Source organism: Streptomyces sp. NPDC037401 (assembly GCF_055602345.1).
Genome location: NZ_JBVJWO010000015.1, coordinates 25924 through 42884 on the forward strand (window position 1 = coordinate 25924; position 16961 = coordinate 42884).

The 16961-nt window shown below is 72.3% G+C and carries 12 protein-coding genes; 4 read left to right on the plus strand and 8 right to left on the minus strand.

Annotated features, from left to right (window positions below; all coding sequences use genetic code 11):
• Positions 1 to 5: 5 nt before the first annotated feature.
• The 6 genes from ACZ7H1_RS17835 to ACZ7H1_RS17860 form a co-directional block, all read right to left on the minus strand.
• Positions 6 to 1721 (minus strand): branched-chain amino acid ABC transporter permease, encoded by a 1716-nt coding sequence (locus ACZ7H1_RS17835; protein WP_470787685.1) that lies wholly within the window; start codon positions 1719 to 1721, stop codon positions 6 to 8.
• Between the two features lie 5 nt (positions 1722 to 1726).
• Positions 1727 to 2659, minus strand: a complete 933-nt coding sequence (locus ACZ7H1_RS17840; protein WP_470787686.1) for a branched-chain amino acid ABC transporter permease — start codon at positions 2657 to 2659, stop codon at positions 1727 to 1729.
• A 115-nt stretch (positions 2660 to 2774) separates the two neighbouring features.
• Complete coding sequence (locus tag ACZ7H1_RS17845) at positions 2775 to 4013, minus strand: branched-chain amino acid ABC transporter substrate-binding protein (protein WP_470787688.1); 1239 nt, start codon at positions 4011 to 4013, stop codon at positions 2775 to 2777.
• 563 nt (positions 4014 to 4576) lie between these two features.
• On the minus strand, positions 4577 to 4990 hold the full coding sequence (locus ACZ7H1_RS17850; RefSeq protein ID WP_470787689.1) for a hypothetical protein: 414 nt from the start codon (positions 4988 to 4990) through the stop codon (positions 4577 to 4579).
• Positions 4991 to 5139: 149 nt separating this feature from the next.
• On the minus strand, positions 5140 to 5628 hold the full coding sequence (locus tag ACZ7H1_RS17855; protein ID WP_470787691.1) for a PaaI family thioesterase: 489 nt from the start codon (positions 5626 to 5628) through the stop codon (positions 5140 to 5142).
• 65 nt (positions 5629 to 5693) lie between these two features.
• On the minus strand, positions 5694 to 7979 hold the full coding sequence (locus ACZ7H1_RS17860; protein ID WP_470787692.1) for an FdhF/YdeP family oxidoreductase: 2286 nt from the start codon (positions 7977 to 7979) through the stop codon (positions 5694 to 5696).
• Positions 7980 to 8092: 113 nt separating this feature from the next.
• On the opposite strand from ACZ7H1_RS17860, the gene polA reads away from it, so the two are divergent.
• On the plus strand, positions 8093 to 10813 hold the full coding sequence (polA, locus tag ACZ7H1_RS17865; RefSeq protein WP_470787693.1) for a DNA polymerase I: 2721 nt from the start codon (positions 8093 to 8095) through the stop codon (positions 10811 to 10813).
• Positions 10814 to 10868: 55 nt separating this feature from the next.
• Here polA and ACZ7H1_RS17870 read toward each other — a convergent pair whose 3' ends face one another.
• Positions 10869 to 11723 (minus strand): DUF4184 family protein, encoded by an 855-nt coding sequence (locus ACZ7H1_RS17870; protein ID WP_470787694.1) that lies wholly within the window; start codon positions 11721 to 11723, stop codon positions 10869 to 10871.
• A 155-nt stretch (positions 11724 to 11878) separates the two neighbouring features.
• Here ACZ7H1_RS17870 and ACZ7H1_RS17875 point away from each other — a divergent pair, with 155 nt between their 5' ends.
• The 3 genes from ACZ7H1_RS17875 to pgfA all read left to right on the plus strand — a co-directional run bounded on the left by ACZ7H1_RS17875 (position 11879) and on the right by pgfA (position 14365).
• Complete coding sequence (locus ACZ7H1_RS17875; RefSeq protein ID WP_470787695.1) at positions 11879 to 13069, plus strand: lytic transglycosylase domain-containing protein; 1191 nt, start codon at positions 11879 to 11881, stop codon at positions 13067 to 13069.
• 100 nt (positions 13070 to 13169) lie between these two features.
• Entirely contained in the window at positions 13170 to 13310 is a 141-nt protein-coding gene (locus tag ACZ7H1_RS17880; protein ID WP_470787696.1) for an SPW_0924 family protein, read from the plus strand.
• A gap of 14 nt (positions 13311 to 13324) precedes the next feature.
• The gene (pgfA, locus tag ACZ7H1_RS17885) at positions 13325 to 14365 is read left to right on the plus strand and encodes a cell envelope lipid trafficking protein PgfA (protein WP_470787698.1); all 1041 of its coding nucleotides are present in this window, start codon (positions 13325 to 13327) and stop codon (positions 14363 to 14365) included.
• On the opposite strand, the gene hrpB is transcribed toward pgfA, so the two are convergent.
• Complete coding sequence (gene hrpB / locus ACZ7H1_RS17890) at positions 14355 to 16958, minus strand: ATP-dependent helicase HrpB (RefSeq protein WP_470787699.1); 2604 nt, start codon at positions 16956 to 16958, stop codon at positions 14355 to 14357. The genes pgfA and hrpB overlap by 11 nt on opposite strands.
• Positions 16959 to 16961 lie beyond the last annotated feature (3 nt).

A 16961-nucleotide genomic window follows, 5' to 3' on the forward strand; every position in this document is an offset into this window, starting at 1 on the left:
GTCGTTCACGCCCCCGCCTTGGCGGTGGCCAGGTCCGTGGGGGCCTGGTCAGCGGTGTCGTCGTGGTACTCGAGCTGCGCCCGCTTGTTGGCGATGAGGCCTTCGGGGCGGAAGCGCATGAGCAGGATGAGGGCGATGCCGAAGCCGAGGAGCTGGTAGTCCTGGAGGAACTGCAGCTTGGCCGGGATCAGGAAGAGCAGTGCGGCGCCGAGGATGGGGCCGCGGATGGTGCCCATGCCGCCGAGGATGACGGCGGCGAGGAGGAACGCGGAGTTCGGGGGCACGGGGCCGGCGAAGACGTAGTTCTCGGGGACGACCGTGGTGTTGACGTGGGCCTGGACGGTGCCGGCGAGGCCCGCGAGGGTGGCGCCGAGGGCGAAGGCGATGAGCTTGACGCGGAAGCCGTTGATGCCCATGGCGGTGGCGGCGGTCTCGTCTTCGCGGATGGCGACCCAGGCGCGGCCGATGCGGCTGTTCTGGGCGCGGGCGAAGATGACGATGACGAGGGCCATCACGAGGAGCATGAGCAGGTAGTAGTTGGCGTAGGCGCCGAGCTCGATGCCCATGACGATGTGGGATTCGCCGAAGTTCCACCCGAGGATTTCGAGGTGGGGGACGTTCGGGATGCCGTTGGGCCCGTTGGTGATGTCGGGGCCGGAGACGCCGTCGAGGTTGCCCATGGCGATGCGGAAGATTTCTCCGAAGCCGAGGGTGACGATGGCGAGGTAGTCGCCGCGCAGGCGCAGGGTCGGGGCGCCGATGACCACGCCGAAGACCAGCGAGGCGAGGGCTCCGACGAGGACTGCGGCCCAGAAGGGGAACTTGACGTCGAAGGCGCTGGCGGTGCTTCCGGAGACGAGGGCTGCGGTGTACGCGCCGACGCCGAGGAAGGCGACGTAGCCGAGGTCGAGGAGGCCCGCGAGGCCGACGACGACGTTGAGGCCGAGGGCGACGGTCGCGAAGATGAGGATGTTGACCGCGATGAGGGTGTAGGTGTCGCCGCTCTGCTGGATGAACGGGAAGGCGACGGCTGCGGCCATGGTGCCGATGATCGTGACCTGGCGGTTGTTCGCGGTGAGTGCGGAGAACCGTTCGATGAGCCCGGACTTGAGGAGGGCGCTCGTGGCGAAGCCGACGATGATCAGGTACGCGATGAAGAGCTGCGGTTCCTTGTCGTCGGTGTCGATGCCGAAGGTGACGACGTAGAGGCCGACGGCGAACGCCGCGGTGATGATGAGGATTTCGGCCCAGGAGGGCAGCTGCTTGGCCGGGGCGGCCTTGCGGGTGTCGTCGGGGAGCTTGTACGCGGCGAGGGCCGGGACGAGCGAGGCGACGACGGCGATGTAGGCGCCGGGTTCCAGGTGGGCGAAGCCGCCGAGTTCGACGGTGATGGAGAGCACCGTGAACAGGGTGGTGGCGAAGGTGCCGAGGGCCAGGAGCCAGACGGCCTTGCGGGCGCCGGTGGGGGTGAGCCAGCGGAAGCCCTTGGTGCCGAGCGCGGAGAGCGCGAAGGCGGCCGTGAGGAGGGCGCCCACGAGGGTGAGCATCTGGAGCGGGGCGGGGCTGCCGTAGATCGTGAGGTCACCGGGGAAGTCGGTGGTCCAGGTCCAGGCGAGGTAGGTGCTGACGATCGCGGCGAGGCTGCCGCCGATGATCGTGTACAGCAGGCTGCTCTTGGGGGCGCCCGCGGTGGTGGTCTTCGTGGTGCTGTCGGTGGTCATGGTTCTCACGCCCGATCCGCGACGCGCTCGCCGAGCAGGCCTTGTGGCCGGACGAGGAGGACGACGATGAGGAGTACGAACGCCCAGACGTTGGACCAGGCTCCACCGCCGAGCTGCTGCATGCCGGGGATGTCCTCGATGTAGGCGATCGAGAGTGATTCGGCGATGCCGAGGACGACGCCGCCGACCATGGCTCCGTAGATGTTGCCGATGCCGCCGAGGACGGCTGCGGTGAACGCCTTGAGGCCGAGGATGAAGCCCATTTCGAAGTTGATCTGGCCCTTGTCGACGCCGTAGGCGACGGCTGCGACGGCGGCGAACGCGGCACCGATGGCGAAGGCCATGACGATGATGCGGTCGGTGTTGATGCCCATCAGCTTCGCGGTGTCGGGGTCCTGTGCGGTGGCCTGCATGGCGCGGCCGCTGCGGCTCTTGGAGACGAAGACTCCGAGGGCGAGCATGCACAGGGGGGCGAGGGCGAGGACGAAGGCGTCGGCGCGCTGGATCGAGAGGTGTTCGGTGATCTGGTAGGCGTCACCGGTGATCTCGGGGAACGTCACGGCCTTCTTGGCGTCCGGGTAGAACTGCCAGACGAGCTGCTGGAGCGCGATGGAGAGGCCGATGGCGGTGATGAGCGGGGCGAGCCGGGGCGCGCTGCGCAGGGGTCGGTATGCGAAGCGTTCCGCGGCGGTGGCGACCGCTACGGAGGCGATCGCGCCACCGATGATCATGAGCGGTATCGCCACCAGGAGTGAGGTACCGCTCGGGAGAACGGTGTAGGTGGTGAGGGCGCCAAAGCCACCGATCATGAAGATCTCGCCGTGGGCGAAGTTGATGAGCTGGACGATGCCGTAGACCATGGTGTACCCGATGGCTATGAGGCCATAAAGGGCACCGAGGGCAAGGCCGTTGGCCAGCTGTTGCGGCAGTTCGTTCACCGCAGGGCCTCCGATGAGCGTGTCGGATAAGACTCCGCGCGAGGGCGCTGTTTGCGCCCTCGCGCGGTTTGGTTCATTTGGTGCTGCGGGTCAGGCCCGGGGGCCTGGGGGAGTGCTACTCGGTGAAGGTGTCGCTCTTGACGTCCTTCCAAGCGCCACCCTCGACCTTGTAGACGGTGAGCTGCTTGTTGGTGGTGTCGCCGTACTCGTCGAAGGCGACCTTGCCGGTCACGCCGTCGAAGGAGACCTTGCCGAGGGCGTCGACGACCTTGGCGCGGGCGTCGTTCGGGACCTTGCCGCCGTTGGCGGCGACGACGGCCTTGACGGCCTGGATGACGGACCAGGCGGCGTCGTAGGAGTAGCCGCCGTAGGCCGCGTACGGGTCCTTGTAGCCGCCGGCTGCGTAGTCGGCGATGAAGGTCTTGGCGGTGGGGAGCTTCTCGACCGGGTAGCCGATGGAGGTGGCGAGGTCGCCGTCGTTGGCCTCGGCGGACGCGGCGATGAAGGCCGGGTCGTAGATGCCGTCGCCGCCCATGACGGGGATCTTGGCGCCGGTCTTCTTGATCTGGTCGGAGAGCAGGCCGCCCTCGGGGTACTGGCCGCCGAAGTAGACGGAGTCGGCGCCGGAGGTCTTGACCTTGTCGGCGGTCGAGGAGAAGTCGGTCTCCTTGACGGTGACGTGGTCGGTGTCGACGACCTTGCCGCCGAGGCGCTTGAACTCGTCGGAGAAGATCGCGGCGAGGCCGGCGCCGTAGGTCTGCTTGTCGTCGACGACGAAGACCTTCTTCTTGCCGGCGTCCTTGAAGAGGTACTGGGCGGCGAACTTGCCCTGGACCACGTCGGTGGCGGCGGTGCGGAAGTAGGTCTTGAAGGGGCGCTTGTACTCGCCCTTGCCCCAGTTGTCGCCCTGGCTGAGCGAGGGGTTGGTGTTGGCCGGCGAGACCTGCGCCAGGTTGGCGGAGGCGAAGACACCCTGCATCTGCTGGGCGACACCCGAGTTCAGCGGGCCGACGACGCCGAGGACGTCCTTGTTGCCGACGAGCTTGGTGGCGTTGGCCTGACCGGAGGCGGGGACCGCCTGGTCGTCGAGGGCCTCGACCTTGAACTCGACTCCGGGGACCTCGTTGTTCTTGTTGGCCGTCTTGGCCGCGAGGTCGACGGAGTTCTTGATGCCCTGGCCCAGGGCGGAGAGCGAGCCGGTCAGCGGGGCGTCGACGCCGATGACGACGACGGTCTTCTTGCTGCCGTCGGTCTTGCCCTCGTCGGTCTTTCCGTCGCGCGATCCGCAGGCGGTGAGGGTCAGTGCTCCCGTGGTGATCACGGTGGTGAGGACGAGCAAAGAACGGTGTCGCACGATTCTTCCTTTCCCTGGCGCGGCTCCCTCTGTGAGGTGCCGTTGTGTCGCCGGGCCGCACTGGGAGGTGCACGGCCGTGCTGAGGAGCGCCCGGCGGCGCGGTGACTGGCCGTGACTCTAGAGCGGAGGTGGCGAGCTGGGGGAGCGGGGAAAGGAGGATGTGACGCTCTTGTTATGCCAAGGCCAAGAATGTGTGCCGGGAGTACGGGCATTTCGGGCCTTTGTGGGTGGGGGTGGATGTCCGCATGGTGAGAATTCCCCGTTCCGCTAAGGCGCTTGAGGGCCCCATGGTGCTGACGCTGATCGTTTGAACATTTTGGTAGCACCGTGTGTCCGGGGTGCTTCCTCCGGTGGGTCCACGGGCAAGAAAGCCCTGTTCAGGGCGTTATTTCAAAATGGGTGATGTTTACGGAGGGTAATTGTCCGGGTGGTGTCGACGCCCGGTGCCCACGGGTGTGCGGGGTGCGGAAACCGGTTCCGACCAGCCGCGCGGGTCCGGCCCGTGCGCGGGCGGCCGGGTGACCGGAAGGCGGACAGGCGGAGCGGAATCCGGAGAGGCGGCTCAGGCCGGCGGCCGCCAGTTCTCGGAGCTGCGGGTGGCCCCGTCCTCCTCGGTGCAGCGCTGTCTCACGCGGCGGTCGATGAGGTCAAGTCCCGCTTGGCGTCCGGAAGTTCGCTCGGCGGCGCGGGCCTCGGCCACGATCTGCTCGTGGATCTCGTACTGGCCGTTCGACATGCCCTTCTGCTCCCAGTCGAGCCCGGCCCACTTACCGCCCGTGAGCGCCTCGCGGGCCCAGTAGGAGACGAGGGCGGTGCAGATGTCGGCGGGGGAGCTGGTGCGCGGCGCGGGGCTGCTGCCGGTCGCGGGCGGGGTCGGCGGGGCGGAAGGAGTGGAACCGGAGCATCCGCTCAGTGCCAGTGCCGCGAGGAGCACGCAGCCGGCGTGCCGGCCCAGGGTGTGCGGCGCGGTCCCCATGGAGGGGACGGTAGGCGGTCGCGATCGGCGGGACAACCGCCTCCGGGTAAATGCCGGGGATCCGCCGGGACTCCCCGGGCCCCCGGGGTCCTTGGGGTCCCTGGGGGCCGGGGAGTCCCGGGGGAGGGCGCGGTGGTGCGCCGGGCGGGTCAGGCGCCCGTGGCGGCCGCGAGCGCGGCGGGGGCGCCGACCTCGCGGAGCATGCAGGTCAGGCGGGCCGTGCAGATCCGCTTGTCCTGCTCGTCGGTGATGACGATCTCGTACGTGGCCGTGGAGCGGCCGCGGTGGACGGGGGTGGCCACGCCCGTGACCAGGCCGGAGCGGGCGCCGCGGTGGTGGGTGCAGTTCAGGTCCACGCCCACGGCGAGCTTGGTGCTGCCGCCGTGGAGCATGGTGCCGATGGAGCCGAGGGTCTCGGCGAGTACGGCCGAGGCGCCGCCGTGCAGCAGGCCGTAGGGCTGGGTGTTGCCCTCGACGGGCATGACGCCGACGACGCGGTCGGCGGCCGCCTCCAGGATCTGGATGCCCATCCGGGTGCCGAGGTCTCCGGCGGAGAAGAGTGCGGGCAGGTCCACGCCGAGCTCCGCGTACTCGTCGATGACCTCTTGAGGGAACTTCACCTGGGTCTGCTCGCCCATGGGGCCGACTCCGTTCGTAAACGACCGTTAACGACGCTCTTCATATCACCCGACCCGGCGGGGCTTCAGTCTGCCTGCCGGTTCGCGGGCTCGAAGCGGACGATCACGGACTTGCTCGCGGGGGTGTTGCTGGTGTCGGCGGTGGAATCGAGCGGGACCAGCACGTTGGTCTCCGGGTAGTACGCCGCCGCGCACCCGCGCGCCGTGGGGTAGTGGACGACCCGGAAGCCGGGGGCGCGGCGCTCCACGCCGTCCTTCCACTCGCCGACCAGGTCCGTGTACGAGCCCTCGGCGAGCCCCAGCTCGCGGGCGTCGTGCGGGTTGACCAGGACCACCCGGCGGCCTCCGGTGATGCCGCGGTAGCGGTCGTCGAGGCCGTAGATCGTGGTGTTGTACTGGTCGTGCGAGCGCAGGGTCTGCAGCAGCAGTCGGCCCGCGGGGACGCGCGGGTACTCCACGGCGGCCGCGGTGAAGTTGGCCTTGCCGGTCTTGGTGGGGAAGCGGCGCTCGTCGCGGGGGGCGTGCGGCAGGGTGAAGCCGCCGGGCCGGGCGACGCGTGCGTTGAAGTCCTCGAAGCCGGGCACGACCCGGGAGATCCGGTCGCGGATGGCGGCGTAGTCCTCCTCGAACTCCTCCCACGGGGTGCGGGAGGCATCGCCGAGCACGGCGCGGGCCATGCGGGCGACGATCGCGGGCTCGGAGAGCAGGTGGGGGCTCGCGGGGGGCAGGTTGCCCCGGGAGGCGTGGACCATGCCCATCGAGTCCTCGACGGTGACGAACTGCTTGCCGGAGGCCTGCACGTCCTTGTCGGTGCGGCCGAGGGTGGGCAGGATCAGGGCGCGGCGGCCGGTGACCGCGTGGGAGCGGTTGAGCTTCGTCGAGACGTGGACGGTCAGCGAGGCCTTGCGCATCGCCGCCTCGGTGACCTCGGTGTCGGGGGTGGCGCCGACGAAGTTGCCGCCCATCGCGAAGAAGACGCTGGCCTCGCCGTCGCGCAGGGCCTGGATGGAGCGGACGACGTCGTAGCCGTGCTCGCGGGGCGAGGTGATGCCGAATTCCTTGTCGAGGGCGTCGAGGAAGGCGGGCGCGGGGCGCTCGAAGATGCCCATCGTGCGGTCGCCCTGGACGTTGGAGTGGCCGCGGACGGGGCACACGCCGGCGCCGGGGCGGCCGATGTTGCCGCGCAGCAGGAGGAAGTTGACGACCTCGCGGATGGTGGCGACGGAGTGCTTGTGCTGGGTGAGGCCCATGGCCCAGCAGACGATCGTGCGCTGCGAGGCGAGGACCATGCCCAGGGCCTCTTCGATCTCGGTGCGGGTCAGCCCGGTGGCGGTGAGGGTCTCGTCCCAGTCGGCGGCGCGGGCGGCTGCGGCGAAGTCGTCGTATCCGTGGGTGTGTTCGCGGATGAAGACGTCGTCGGTGGCGCCTTCGGTCTCCAGGACGAGCTTGTTGAGGAGGCGGAAGAGGGCCTGGTCGCCGCCGATGCGGATCTGGAGGAAGAGGTCGTTGAGGGCGGTGCCCTTGATCATGCCCAGGGGGGTCTGGGGGTTCTTGAACCGCTCCATGCCGGCTTCGGGCAGCGGATTCACCGAGATGATCTTCGCGCCGGAGGCCTTGGCCTTCTCCAGTGCGGACAGCATCCGCGGGTGGTTGGTGCCCGGGTTCTGCCCGGCGACGATGATCAGGTCGGCCTGGTGGAGGTCTTCCAGGGAGACGCTGCCCTTGCCGATGCCGATGGTCTCGTTGAGCGCGGAGCCGGAGGACTCGTGGCACATGTTGGAGCAGTCGGGCAGGTTGTTCGTGCCGAATTCGCGGGCGAAGAGCTGGAGCAGGAACGCGGCCTCGTTGCTGGTGCGGCCCGAGGTGTAGAAGAGGGCGCGGTCGGGCGAGGACAGGGCCGTGAGCTCCTCCGCGATGATCGCGAAGGCCCGCTCCCAGGTGACGGCCTCGTACCGGTCGGCGCCCTCGGGCAGGTACATCGGCTGCGTGATGCGGCCCTGCTGGCCGAGCCAGTAGCCCGAGCGCGCGGCGAGGTCGGCCAGCGGGTGCGCGGCGAAGAAGTCCGGGGTGACGCGGCGCAGCGTGGCCTCCTCGGCCACGGCCTTGGCGCCGTTCTCGCAGAATTCCGCGGTGTGGCGCTTGTCGCCCTCGGGCCAGGCGCAGCCGGGGCAGTCGAAGCCGTTCTTCTGGTTGACCTTGAGGAGGGTCTGCGCGGTGCGCCGCAGGCCCATCTGCTGCTGTGCGATCTTCAGGGTGTGGCCGATGGCGGGCAGGCCTGCGGCGGCGTGGCTGGGGGGCGCGACCTGGGGCGCGTCCTGTACCGGATCACCTGTGGGCGGCTTGGCGGCCATGGCGCTCCCCTTCGAGCATGCTGCACGTCTTTTCTGTACGTGTCCGATCCTGTCACGGTCCGCGGACATCGCCGACGCCGGTTTTGTCAGTGCGGCCGCCTAGGATCGGGGGCGTGGCAGAGACAGCATCGAAGAAGACGGAAGACAAGAGCGCAGCGAGCCGGCCCCGGCTGATGCTCATGGACGGGCACTCCCTGGCGTACCGGGCGTTCTTCGCGCTGCCGGCGGAGAATTTCACGACGGCGAGCGGCCAGCCGACCAACGCCGTCTACGGCTTCGCGTCGATGCTGGCGAACACCCTGCGCGACGAGGCGCCCACGCACTTCGCGGTGGCTTTCGACGTATCGCGCAAGACGTGGCGCTCGCAGGAGTTCCCGGAGTACAAGGCGAACCGCTCGAAGACGCCCGACGAGTTCAAGGGCCAGGTGGAGCTGATCGGCGAGCTGCTGGACGCGATGAGCGTGCCGCGGTTCGCGGTGGACGGCTTCGAGGCCGACGACGTGATCGCGACGCTGGCGACGCAGGCGGAGGCGGCCGGTTTCGACGTGCTGATCGTCACCGGCGACCGTGACTCGTTCCAGCTGGTCAGCGAGTACACGACCGTGCTGTACCCGACGAAGGGCGTCTCCGAGCTGACCCGGTTCACGCCGGAGAAGGTCGAGGAGAAGTACGGCCTCACCCCGCAGCAGTACCCGGATTTCGCGGCGCTGCGCGGCGACCCGTCGGACAACCTGCCCGGCATCCCGGGCGTCGGCGAGAAGACCGCGGCGAAGTGGATCAACCAGTTCGGTTCGTTCGCGGAGCTCGTCGAGCGCGCCGAGGAGGTCAAGGGCAAGGCGGGGCAGAACTTCCGGGACCACTTGGAGGCCGTGAAGCTCAACCGCGTGCTGACCGAGATGGTCCGGGACGTGGAGCTGCCGAAGGCCCCGGCCGACCTGGTGCGCGCCCCGTACGACCGGGCGGGCGTGACCGGTTTCCTGGAGGTGCTGGAGATCCGCAACGCCTCGCTGCGGGAGCGGCTGCTGGCCGTGGACCCGGGTGCGGTCGAGGCGGAGGAGCCCGCTCCGGCGGCCGGTGTGGAGCTGGACGCCTCGGTGCTGGGCGCCGGTGAGCTCACGGCCTGGCTGGAGTCGCACGCGAGCGGCGTGCTCGGTGTGGCGACCGTCGACACGTGGGCGCAGGGCACCGGCAGCGTCACCGAGATCGCGCTGGCCGCGGCCGGGGGCGCGGCCGCCTGGTTCGAGCCGGCGCAGCTCGACGAGGCCGACGAGCAGGCGTTCGCCGCCTGGATCGCGGACCCGGTCCGCCCCAAGGTCATGCACAACGCCAAGGCCGTCATGCGGGTCTTCCCCGACCAGGGCTGGCGGGTCGGCGGTGTCACGATGGACACGGCGCTCGCCGCGTACCTGGTCAAGCCGGGCCGCCGGTCCTTCGCGCTGGACGTGCTGTCCGTGGAGTACCTGGGCCGCGAGCTCCAGCCCGCCTCGGGCGACGGCCAGCTGGCGTTCGGCGCGGACGAGCAGGCCGAGGCGGAGGCGCTGATGGCGCAGGCCCGCGCGGTCCTGGACCTGGGCGACGCCTTCGCGACCCGGCTCGGCGAGGTCGGCGCGGTCGAGCTGCTCCACGAGGTGGAGCTGCCGACGTCCGAGCTGCTCGCCCGGATGGAGCGGTCCGGGATCGCGGCCGACCGCGACCACTTGGTGGCGATGGAGGCCCAGTTCGCCGGCGCGGTGCAGCAGGCGGTGAAGGAGGCGCACGCGGCGGTGGGCCACGAGTTCAACCTCGGCTCGCCCAAGCAGCTCCAGGAAGTCCTCTTCGGCGAGCTGGGCCTGCCCAAGACGAAGAAGACCAAGACCGGCTACACCACGGACGCGGACGCGCTGGCCTGGCTGGCGTCGCAGACCGACCACGACCTCCCAGTGATCATGCTGCGGCACCGGGAGCAGGCCCGCCTGCGCTCCACCGTCGAGGGCCTGATCAAGACGATCGCCGCGGACGGCCGGATCCACACCACCTTCAGCCAGACGGTGGCCGCGACGGGCCGTCTGTCCTCGACTGACCCGAACCTGCAGAACGTCCCGGTGCGCACGGACGAGGGCCGGGCCATCCGCCGCGGCTTCGTGGTGGGCGAGGGCTTCGAGTCCCTGATGACGGCCGACTACAGCCAGATCGAGCTGCGGGTCATGGCCCACCTGTCGGAGGACGAGGGCCTGATCGAGGCGTTCCTCTCCGGCGAGGACCTGCACACGACGGTCGCCTCCCAGGTGTTCGGCGTGGAGCGGTCCGCGGTGGACGCCGAGATGCGCCGCAAGATCAAGGCGATGTCGTACGGCCTGGCCTACGGCCTGTCGGCGTTCGGCCTCTCGCAGCAGCTGAACATCGAGCCGGCCGAGGCGCGCGGTCTGATGGACACCTTCTTCGAGCGCTTCGGCGGGGTCCGCGACTACCTCCAGCGCGTCGTCGAGGAGGCCAGGGCCACGGGCTACACCGAGACCATGCTCGGCCGCCGCCGCTACCTGCCCGACCTCAACAGCGACAACCGCCAGCGCCGCGAGATGGCCGAGCGGATGGCGCTGAACGCCCCGATCCAGGGCACCGCGGCCGACATCGTCAAGGTCGCGATGCTGCGCGTGGACCGCGCACTGGCCGAGGCGAAGCTGCAGTCCCGGATGCTGCTCCAGGTCCACGACGAAATCGTCCTGGAGATCGCTCCCGGCGAGCGGGTCAAGGTCGAGAAGCTGGTCCGCCGCGAGATGGCCGCGGCCGTCGAGCTGCGCGCCCCCCTCGACGTCTCGGTGGGCGTGGGCCCCGACTGGGAGTCCGCGGCCCACTGACCGCACCCGGTGAGCCCGGGGCCCGTACGGCCGCACCGGTCGTGCGGGCCCGCCCTCAGCGGCGGACGCCCGTCCTCCCCTCCGGGAGGGCGGGCGTCGGCGCAGGGCCGCGCCCGCGGCGGCGCAGCCGGACCAGCGCCGCGTACAGCACGAGACCGACGGCCAGCCCCGTCCCCGCACCGAAGCAGACCGTCGGCACCAGGTCGAGCGGGCTCCGTGCGTGGTCGAAGAAGGTGTACCAGCGCAGCACGCGCTGCGTGATCCCCGCCGCCACGCAGCCGCCGAGCAGGGCGAGCGCCCCCGCCCACTCGCCCCGCGAGAGGACCGGCACCGCGGCGGGCACCGGAGCCGCGGGCATCCGGCGCACCGCGGTGACCAGGAACCATCCGATCCCGGCGAGCGCGAGCGCGGATCCCCCGTACTGGAGGAACAGGTAGAGCGGGAAGCCCGCGAATCCCCGGCGCAGCACGGGCAGCAGGTTGGTGCCCCACCGGTCCTGATGCGTGAAGCTGTCCCACACCACGTGCGTGAGCGACCCGGCCACGGCCGAGACGTAGAACCAGGCGGCGAGGGCGAGCGGCGGCCGGCCGCGCCAGGACTCGCCGCGCGCGAGCGCGTAGGCGCGGCCCTGCCGGCGGGCGGGCAGCAGCGCCGCGAGCGGTTCGCGCAGCAGCAGCCACACCCCGACGAGGGCGGCGGTGATCACCGCGTCGACGGTGAGGACACCCGGCAGGGAGTGCGTGAACGTCCCGAACTCCATCCCGCCGGGCACCACGCTCGCGGCGAAGTACGTCAGGTCGGGAGCGAAGGAGCCCGCGACGAGCGCCGAGGCGACGAGCGGGCCGCGGGCCCGGCCCGTGCGGCGGACGGCGGGCAGTACGGCCGCCGCATGGCTGAGCGTGAACGGCATGACGCCCTCCCTTTGTGGATCACGGCACTTCAGTATGCGCGGGTCGTGCAGCTCGTGGCGAAGCCGTGAATGCTGCCCGTCAAGTGCTGTCGCCGTACGGGAGGTTGTCGTAGGGTCGCGCGGACGCAAGGCCGTCGAAGGGGGAGGGCCCGGCCATGGCAGCTCGGTTCGGACGCAGGCTGCGCAGGGGAGGGGCGGCGGCCCTCGTCTCCGCGCTGGTGGCCGGCGCGGTGACGGCGTCTCAGGGACCGGCCGCGGGCGACACGCTGTCGGCGACGGCCGGCCGGGCGCTCCCGCAGCGGGACACGGCGGCGCCGCCGGACCCCGCGCAGGGCAGGCCCGCGTACTACACGGCGCTGCCGCCGCTGGTCAGCCCGTACCCGCCGGGCACGCCGGAAACGCCGGAAACGCCGTCGGTACCGGCGCCGGCGCCCACGCGCACGGCCGCACCCGCCCCGGTCACCCGGCCCGTGCCGCCGGCGGCACGGCGGGCGCTGCGCGGCGCCCCGGAGGGCAGCCGGGGGATACCGGCGACCGTCCTCGCCGCCTACCGGCAGGCCGAACGGACCGTCGCGGCCGGCGACCCCGGCTGCGCACTGCGGTGGCAGCTGCTCGCCGCGATCGGCAAGGTCGAGTCCGGGCAGGCCCGTGGAGGCCTCGTCGACGCCGCGGGCACCACGCTGACCCGGATCCTGGGCCCCGCTCTCAACGGCTCCGGATTCGCCCTCGTCCGGGACACCGACGGCGGCGCGTACGACGGGGACACCGTGTACGACCGGGCGGTCGGGCCCATGCAGTTCATCCCGTCCACGTGGGCCGCGTGGGGCCGGGACGCCGACGGCGACGGGCGCCGCAACCCGGACAACGTCTTCGACGCGGCACTGGCGGCGGGCCGCTACCTGTGTGCGGGCGGGCGGGACCTGCGGGTCGGGGCGGATCTGGACCGCGCGGTGCTCAGCTACAACCGCTCGGCGGAGTACCTGCACACGGTGCGGTCGTGGTTCGCGTACTACTCGGGCGTCGACGGCATCCACGAGGTCCCGGACGCCCGCCCGACGCCGACTCCTACGCCGACCCCCAAGCCGACCCCGACCCCCAGGCCGACGCCGACTCCTACGCCGACCCCGAAGCCCACTCCCACCCCGACGCCCAAGCCCACGCCTGCTCCCACCCCGAAGCCGACGCCGACCCCGAGTCCCACGCCCACCCCGACTCCCACCGCCACGCCGTCGCCCACCGCGTCCGCGTCCGCGTCCGCATCCGCGTCCGCTTCCGCTTCCGCTTCCGCGCCGGCAACCCCGACGGCCGGTGCGAGCCCCTCCCCGGCGGCCTCCGACTCCCCCTGACCGTGCCGCGGGCGCGCCCGCGCACCGGTGTTCTCATCTCGCCCCCGCATTGCTACGGTGCCCCAGCCCTGACGCCGTATCAGATTCCGGAGGCCCCGCCATGCGCGCATTGCTCGCCGCCGCCATCGGGCTGGTCGCCGCGCTGGCCCTCGTGTTCGTCGTCACGGCGATCGGGCCGCCCGAAGGCACCACCTCGCCCAAGCCGCTGCTCACCAGCGTCCCGTCCGCGCCCGGACAGTGAGAGGAGGCCCGGCCATGCGACGCAGAGCGAGCCTCGTCCTGCTTTCCCTCGCCGTGTTCTGCACCACGCTCGCGCCGCTTATGCGCTGGTGGATGTACCCGAGCATGGCGAAGATCCCGCCGAGCCAGTACCAGGAGACGGTCCTGGAGGCCGCTCCCGCGACCCTGCTCGACTACTCCACGCTCAAGCCCAAGAAGGTCTCGAAGATCACGATCGTGCAGACCCTCAAGGGCAACGTCGAGCGCTCCGAGGAGATCGAAGCCGGCGCGGGCAAGGACGTCGTCGTCTGGGACGGGCTCTCCTACGTCGTCGGACCGGACGGCAAGATGGTGTCGGCGATCCCCGAGCGCTACATCTTCGACGCGCACACCCAGGACCCGGTGCACGCGAGCGGCGAGATGGTCGACGGCGACCCCGTCCGGCGCGAGGGCATCGAGTTCAAGTGGCCGTTCTTCACCGAGCCGCGGGACTACCTCTACTTCGACGCGCAGACCCGCACCTCCGCGCCCATCCACTACGTGGGACCCCGCACGTTCCGCGGCATGGACGTCTACTACTTCGAGCAGACCATCCCCTGGACCAAGGTGCCCTTCCCGAAGAAGATGCCGATCCCGGGCTTCGACCCGGCGAGCATCGAGAAGACCATGGGCACCAGCCGCTGGTACACCACCAAGCGGATGTTCTGGGTCGACCCCGTCACGGGCGCGCCCGTCAACGGCGAGGAGATCCACACCGAGGAGCTGCGCGGCGGCCAGCTCGCCGCGGCCGCGCCCGACCAGCGGCTCGTCGTCTTCGACGGGCACGTCAAGATGCGCGAGGACTACATCCGCCACGTGGTGAAGCTGGTCTCCGCGAACCGCACCAAGATCCTCGTCCTGCACACCTACGCCCCCGTCGGCCTCGCCGTCGGCGGCGCCGGGCTGCTCGCCCTCGCGCTCTGGCTCGAGGCCCGCGCCCGGCGCCCCCGGGCGGGCGGCTCGGCGGGCGGCGCGGGCGGTACGGCCGGCGGCGGCGCGAGCACCGGCGAACCGGGCGGGGTCCCCGTCAGCGCCTGAGGCGCGCGTTCGTGTGCCGGGTCGGCTCGGCCGTCGCCGGGTCCTCCGGCCACGGGTGCTTCGGGTAGCGGCCGCGCAGCTCGGCCCGCACCGCCCGGTACCCGTCGCGCCAGAACGACGCCAGGTCCGCGGTCACCGCCGCGGGCCGGCCGGCCGGCGACAGCAGGTGGACGAGCACCGGCACCCCCGGCACCCCGCCCACCCGCGGGGTCTCGCGCAGCCCGAACAGCTCCTGGAGCTTGACCGCCAGCACCGGCTGCTCGGCCGAGTAGTCCAGGCGTATCCGCGAGCCGCTCGGCACCTCCAGCCGCTCCGGAGCCAGCTCGTCCAGGCGGTACGCCTCACCGCCGGCCCACGGCAGCAGCCGGTTCAGCGCCTGCCCGGCGTCGATCCGCCCCAGGTCCGACCGGCGCCGCGCCCGGGACAGCTCCGGCTCCAGCCAGTCGCCCGCGCGGGCCAGGAGCGCCCCGTCCGACACCTCCGGCCACGGCTCGCCCGCCACCCGGTGCAGGAACGCCAGCCGGGCCCGCAGCCCCGCCGCCTCCGGAGTCCACCGCAGCAGCCCGAGGCCCTCCCGGCCCAGACCCGACAGCAGGGCGTCGCGCACCAGCGCCGCATCCGGGTCCCGCAGCGGGCGTACTGCCAGCTCCACCGCACCGAGGCGCTCCACGTGCCGGGCGACGACCTCGCCGTCCTCCCAGTGCACCTCCTCACCCGAAGCCAGCAGGTGCGCGGCCGCGGTCCGGGCCGTGTCCTCGTCCAGTACGGCAGCCAGCCGCACCCGCGCCGAGGCGGCGTGCGCACCCCGGTCGGCGACGGCCACCGCCAGCCAGGGCGCGCTGCGCAGCCGCGACCCGTCCGCGAGCTCGGCGCCGGTCCCGGACGCCATCAGGTACGCGCCCTCGCCGCGGGCCCGCGCCACCCGCTCGGGGAACGCGAACGCCGCCACCAGCCCGGCCACCGCATCGTCCGACGGCCCGGCATCCCGGCCGCTCCCGCCGTTGCCGCTGTCCGCGCCGTTCCCGCCGCCCCCGCCGTTCCCGCCGCCCGCGCCGCTCCCGGGGTCCTCCGCGTCCGCAGCGCCGGCCCTCTCGGCCGCGCGGGCCAGCCGCCGCACCTCCGTACGCCACCGTGCCGCGTACCCGTCCCCGGCGCCGCCGCGGCGCGCCTCGCGCCATGCCGCGGCCAGGTCGTCGCCGTACGCCCGGGGTGGCTCCTCGCTCAGCAGGGCCACCACCTCGGCGGCCCTGCGGGCGCCGACCAGCGGGGCCGCGTCGAGCAGTGCCCGCGCCAGCCGGGGGTGGAGGCCCAGCCGTGACATCCGGACGCCGCGCGCGGTGGCCCGCCCGGCGGCGTCGACCGCGCCCACGGCCGCCAGCACCTCGCGGGCCGCTGCCAGCGCCCCGGCGGGCGGCGGGTCCAGCAGCGCCAGACCCGACGCGTCGGGATCGCCCCAGCAGGCGGCCTGCAGGGCGAACTCCGCCAGATCCGCGATCTTGATCTCGGGTGCGGGGAACGCGGCCAGCCGGCCGTCCTCCGCCTCCGGCCAGCAGCGGTACACCACGCCCGGCGCCTCGCGCCCGGCCCGGCCGGCGCGCTGGCGCGCCGACGCCCGGGAGGCGCGTACGGTCGTCAGGGCGCCCAGCCCCCGGGCGTGGTCGGTCCGCGGTTCCCGCGCCAGGCCCGCGTCCACCACGATCCGCACCCCGGGCACCGTCAGGCTCGACTCCGCGACCGCCGTCGCCAGGATCACCCGCCGTCCGGCTCCGCCCGCGAGGACCGCGTCCTGCACGGCCGCCGGGGCCCGCCCGTGCACCTGGAGCACCTCGGCGGGCACACCGCCCAGCTGCCCCGCCACCCGGGCGATCTCGCCGGTGCCGGGCAGGAAGCACAGCACGTCCCCCTCGTGCTCGGCCAGCGCCCGGCGCACCACCGCGGCGACGTGCGCGAGCAGGGCCGGGTCCACCCGCATCCCGTGCGGCGGGCGCACCGGCCGCGCCGGGGGAGCCCACACCACGTCCACCGGGTGCGATACCCCCGCCGCCTCCACCACCGGGGCGTTCCCCAGCAGCCGGGCCCAGCCCGCCGCGTCCGTGGTGGCCGAGGCCGCCAGCAGCCTCAGCTCCGGGCGCAGGGTGGCGCGCACGTCCAGGAGGAACGCGGCGACCGTGTCGGCGTCGAGATGGCGCTCGTGGCACTCGTCGATGACCACGACGTCCACCCCGGACAGTTCCGGATCGCGCTGGAGGCGCTGGAGCAGCACACCGGTGGTGACCACCTCCACGACCGTCGAGGGGCCGACGACCCGCTCGCCTCGCACCGTGAAGCCCACCCGGTGCCCGGCCCGCTCGCCGAGCAGCCACGCCATCCGGCGGGCCGCCGCGCGGGCCGCGATCCGCCGCGGCTCGGCCACGACCACGCGCCGCACCGGGCCGCCGGCGCCGGCCAGCCCGGCGAGCACCAGCGGCACCAGGGTGGTCTTGCCGGTGCCGGGCGGCGCGCACAGCACCGCGGTGCCGTGCGCGTTCAGGGCCGCGGTCAGGGCGGGTACGGCCTCCCGTACCGGGAGGGCGTCGAGGGCCTCGGTGCGCACCGG

Bases quoted from the DNA above. Each gene is read 5' to 3' on its own strand.
- ACZ7H1_RS17870 (WP_470787694.1), bottom strand. From the start codon at position 11,723: ATGCCGTTCACGCTCAGCCATGCGGCGGCCGTACTGCCCGCCGTCCGC.
- ACZ7H1_RS17835 (WP_470787685.1), bottom strand. From the start codon at position 1,721: ATGACCACCGACAGCACCACGAAGACCACCACCGCGGGCGCCCCCAAG.
- ACZ7H1_RS17875 (WP_470787695.1), top strand. From the start codon at position 11,879: ATGGCAGCTCGGTTCGGACGCAGGCTGCGCAGGGGAGGGGCGGCGGCC.
- ACZ7H1_RS17850 (WP_470787689.1), bottom strand. From the start codon at position 4,990: ATGGGGACCGCGCCGCACACCCTGGGCCGGCACGCCGGCTGCGTGCTC.
- ACZ7H1_RS17860 (WP_470787692.1), bottom strand. From the start codon at position 7,979: ATGGCCGCCAAGCCGCCCACAGGTGATCCGGTACAGGACGCGCCCCAG.
- ACZ7H1_RS17880 (WP_470787696.1), top strand. From the start codon at position 13,170: ATGCGCGCATTGCTCGCCGCCGCCATCGGGCTGGTCGCCGCGCTGGCC.
- pgfA (WP_470787698.1), top strand. From the start codon at position 13,325: ATGCGACGCAGAGCGAGCCTCGTCCTGCTTTCCCTCGCCGTGTTCTGC.
- ACZ7H1_RS17855 (WP_470787691.1), bottom strand. From the start codon at position 5,628: ATGGGCGAGCAGACCCAGGTGAAGTTCCCTCAAGAGGTCATCGACGAG.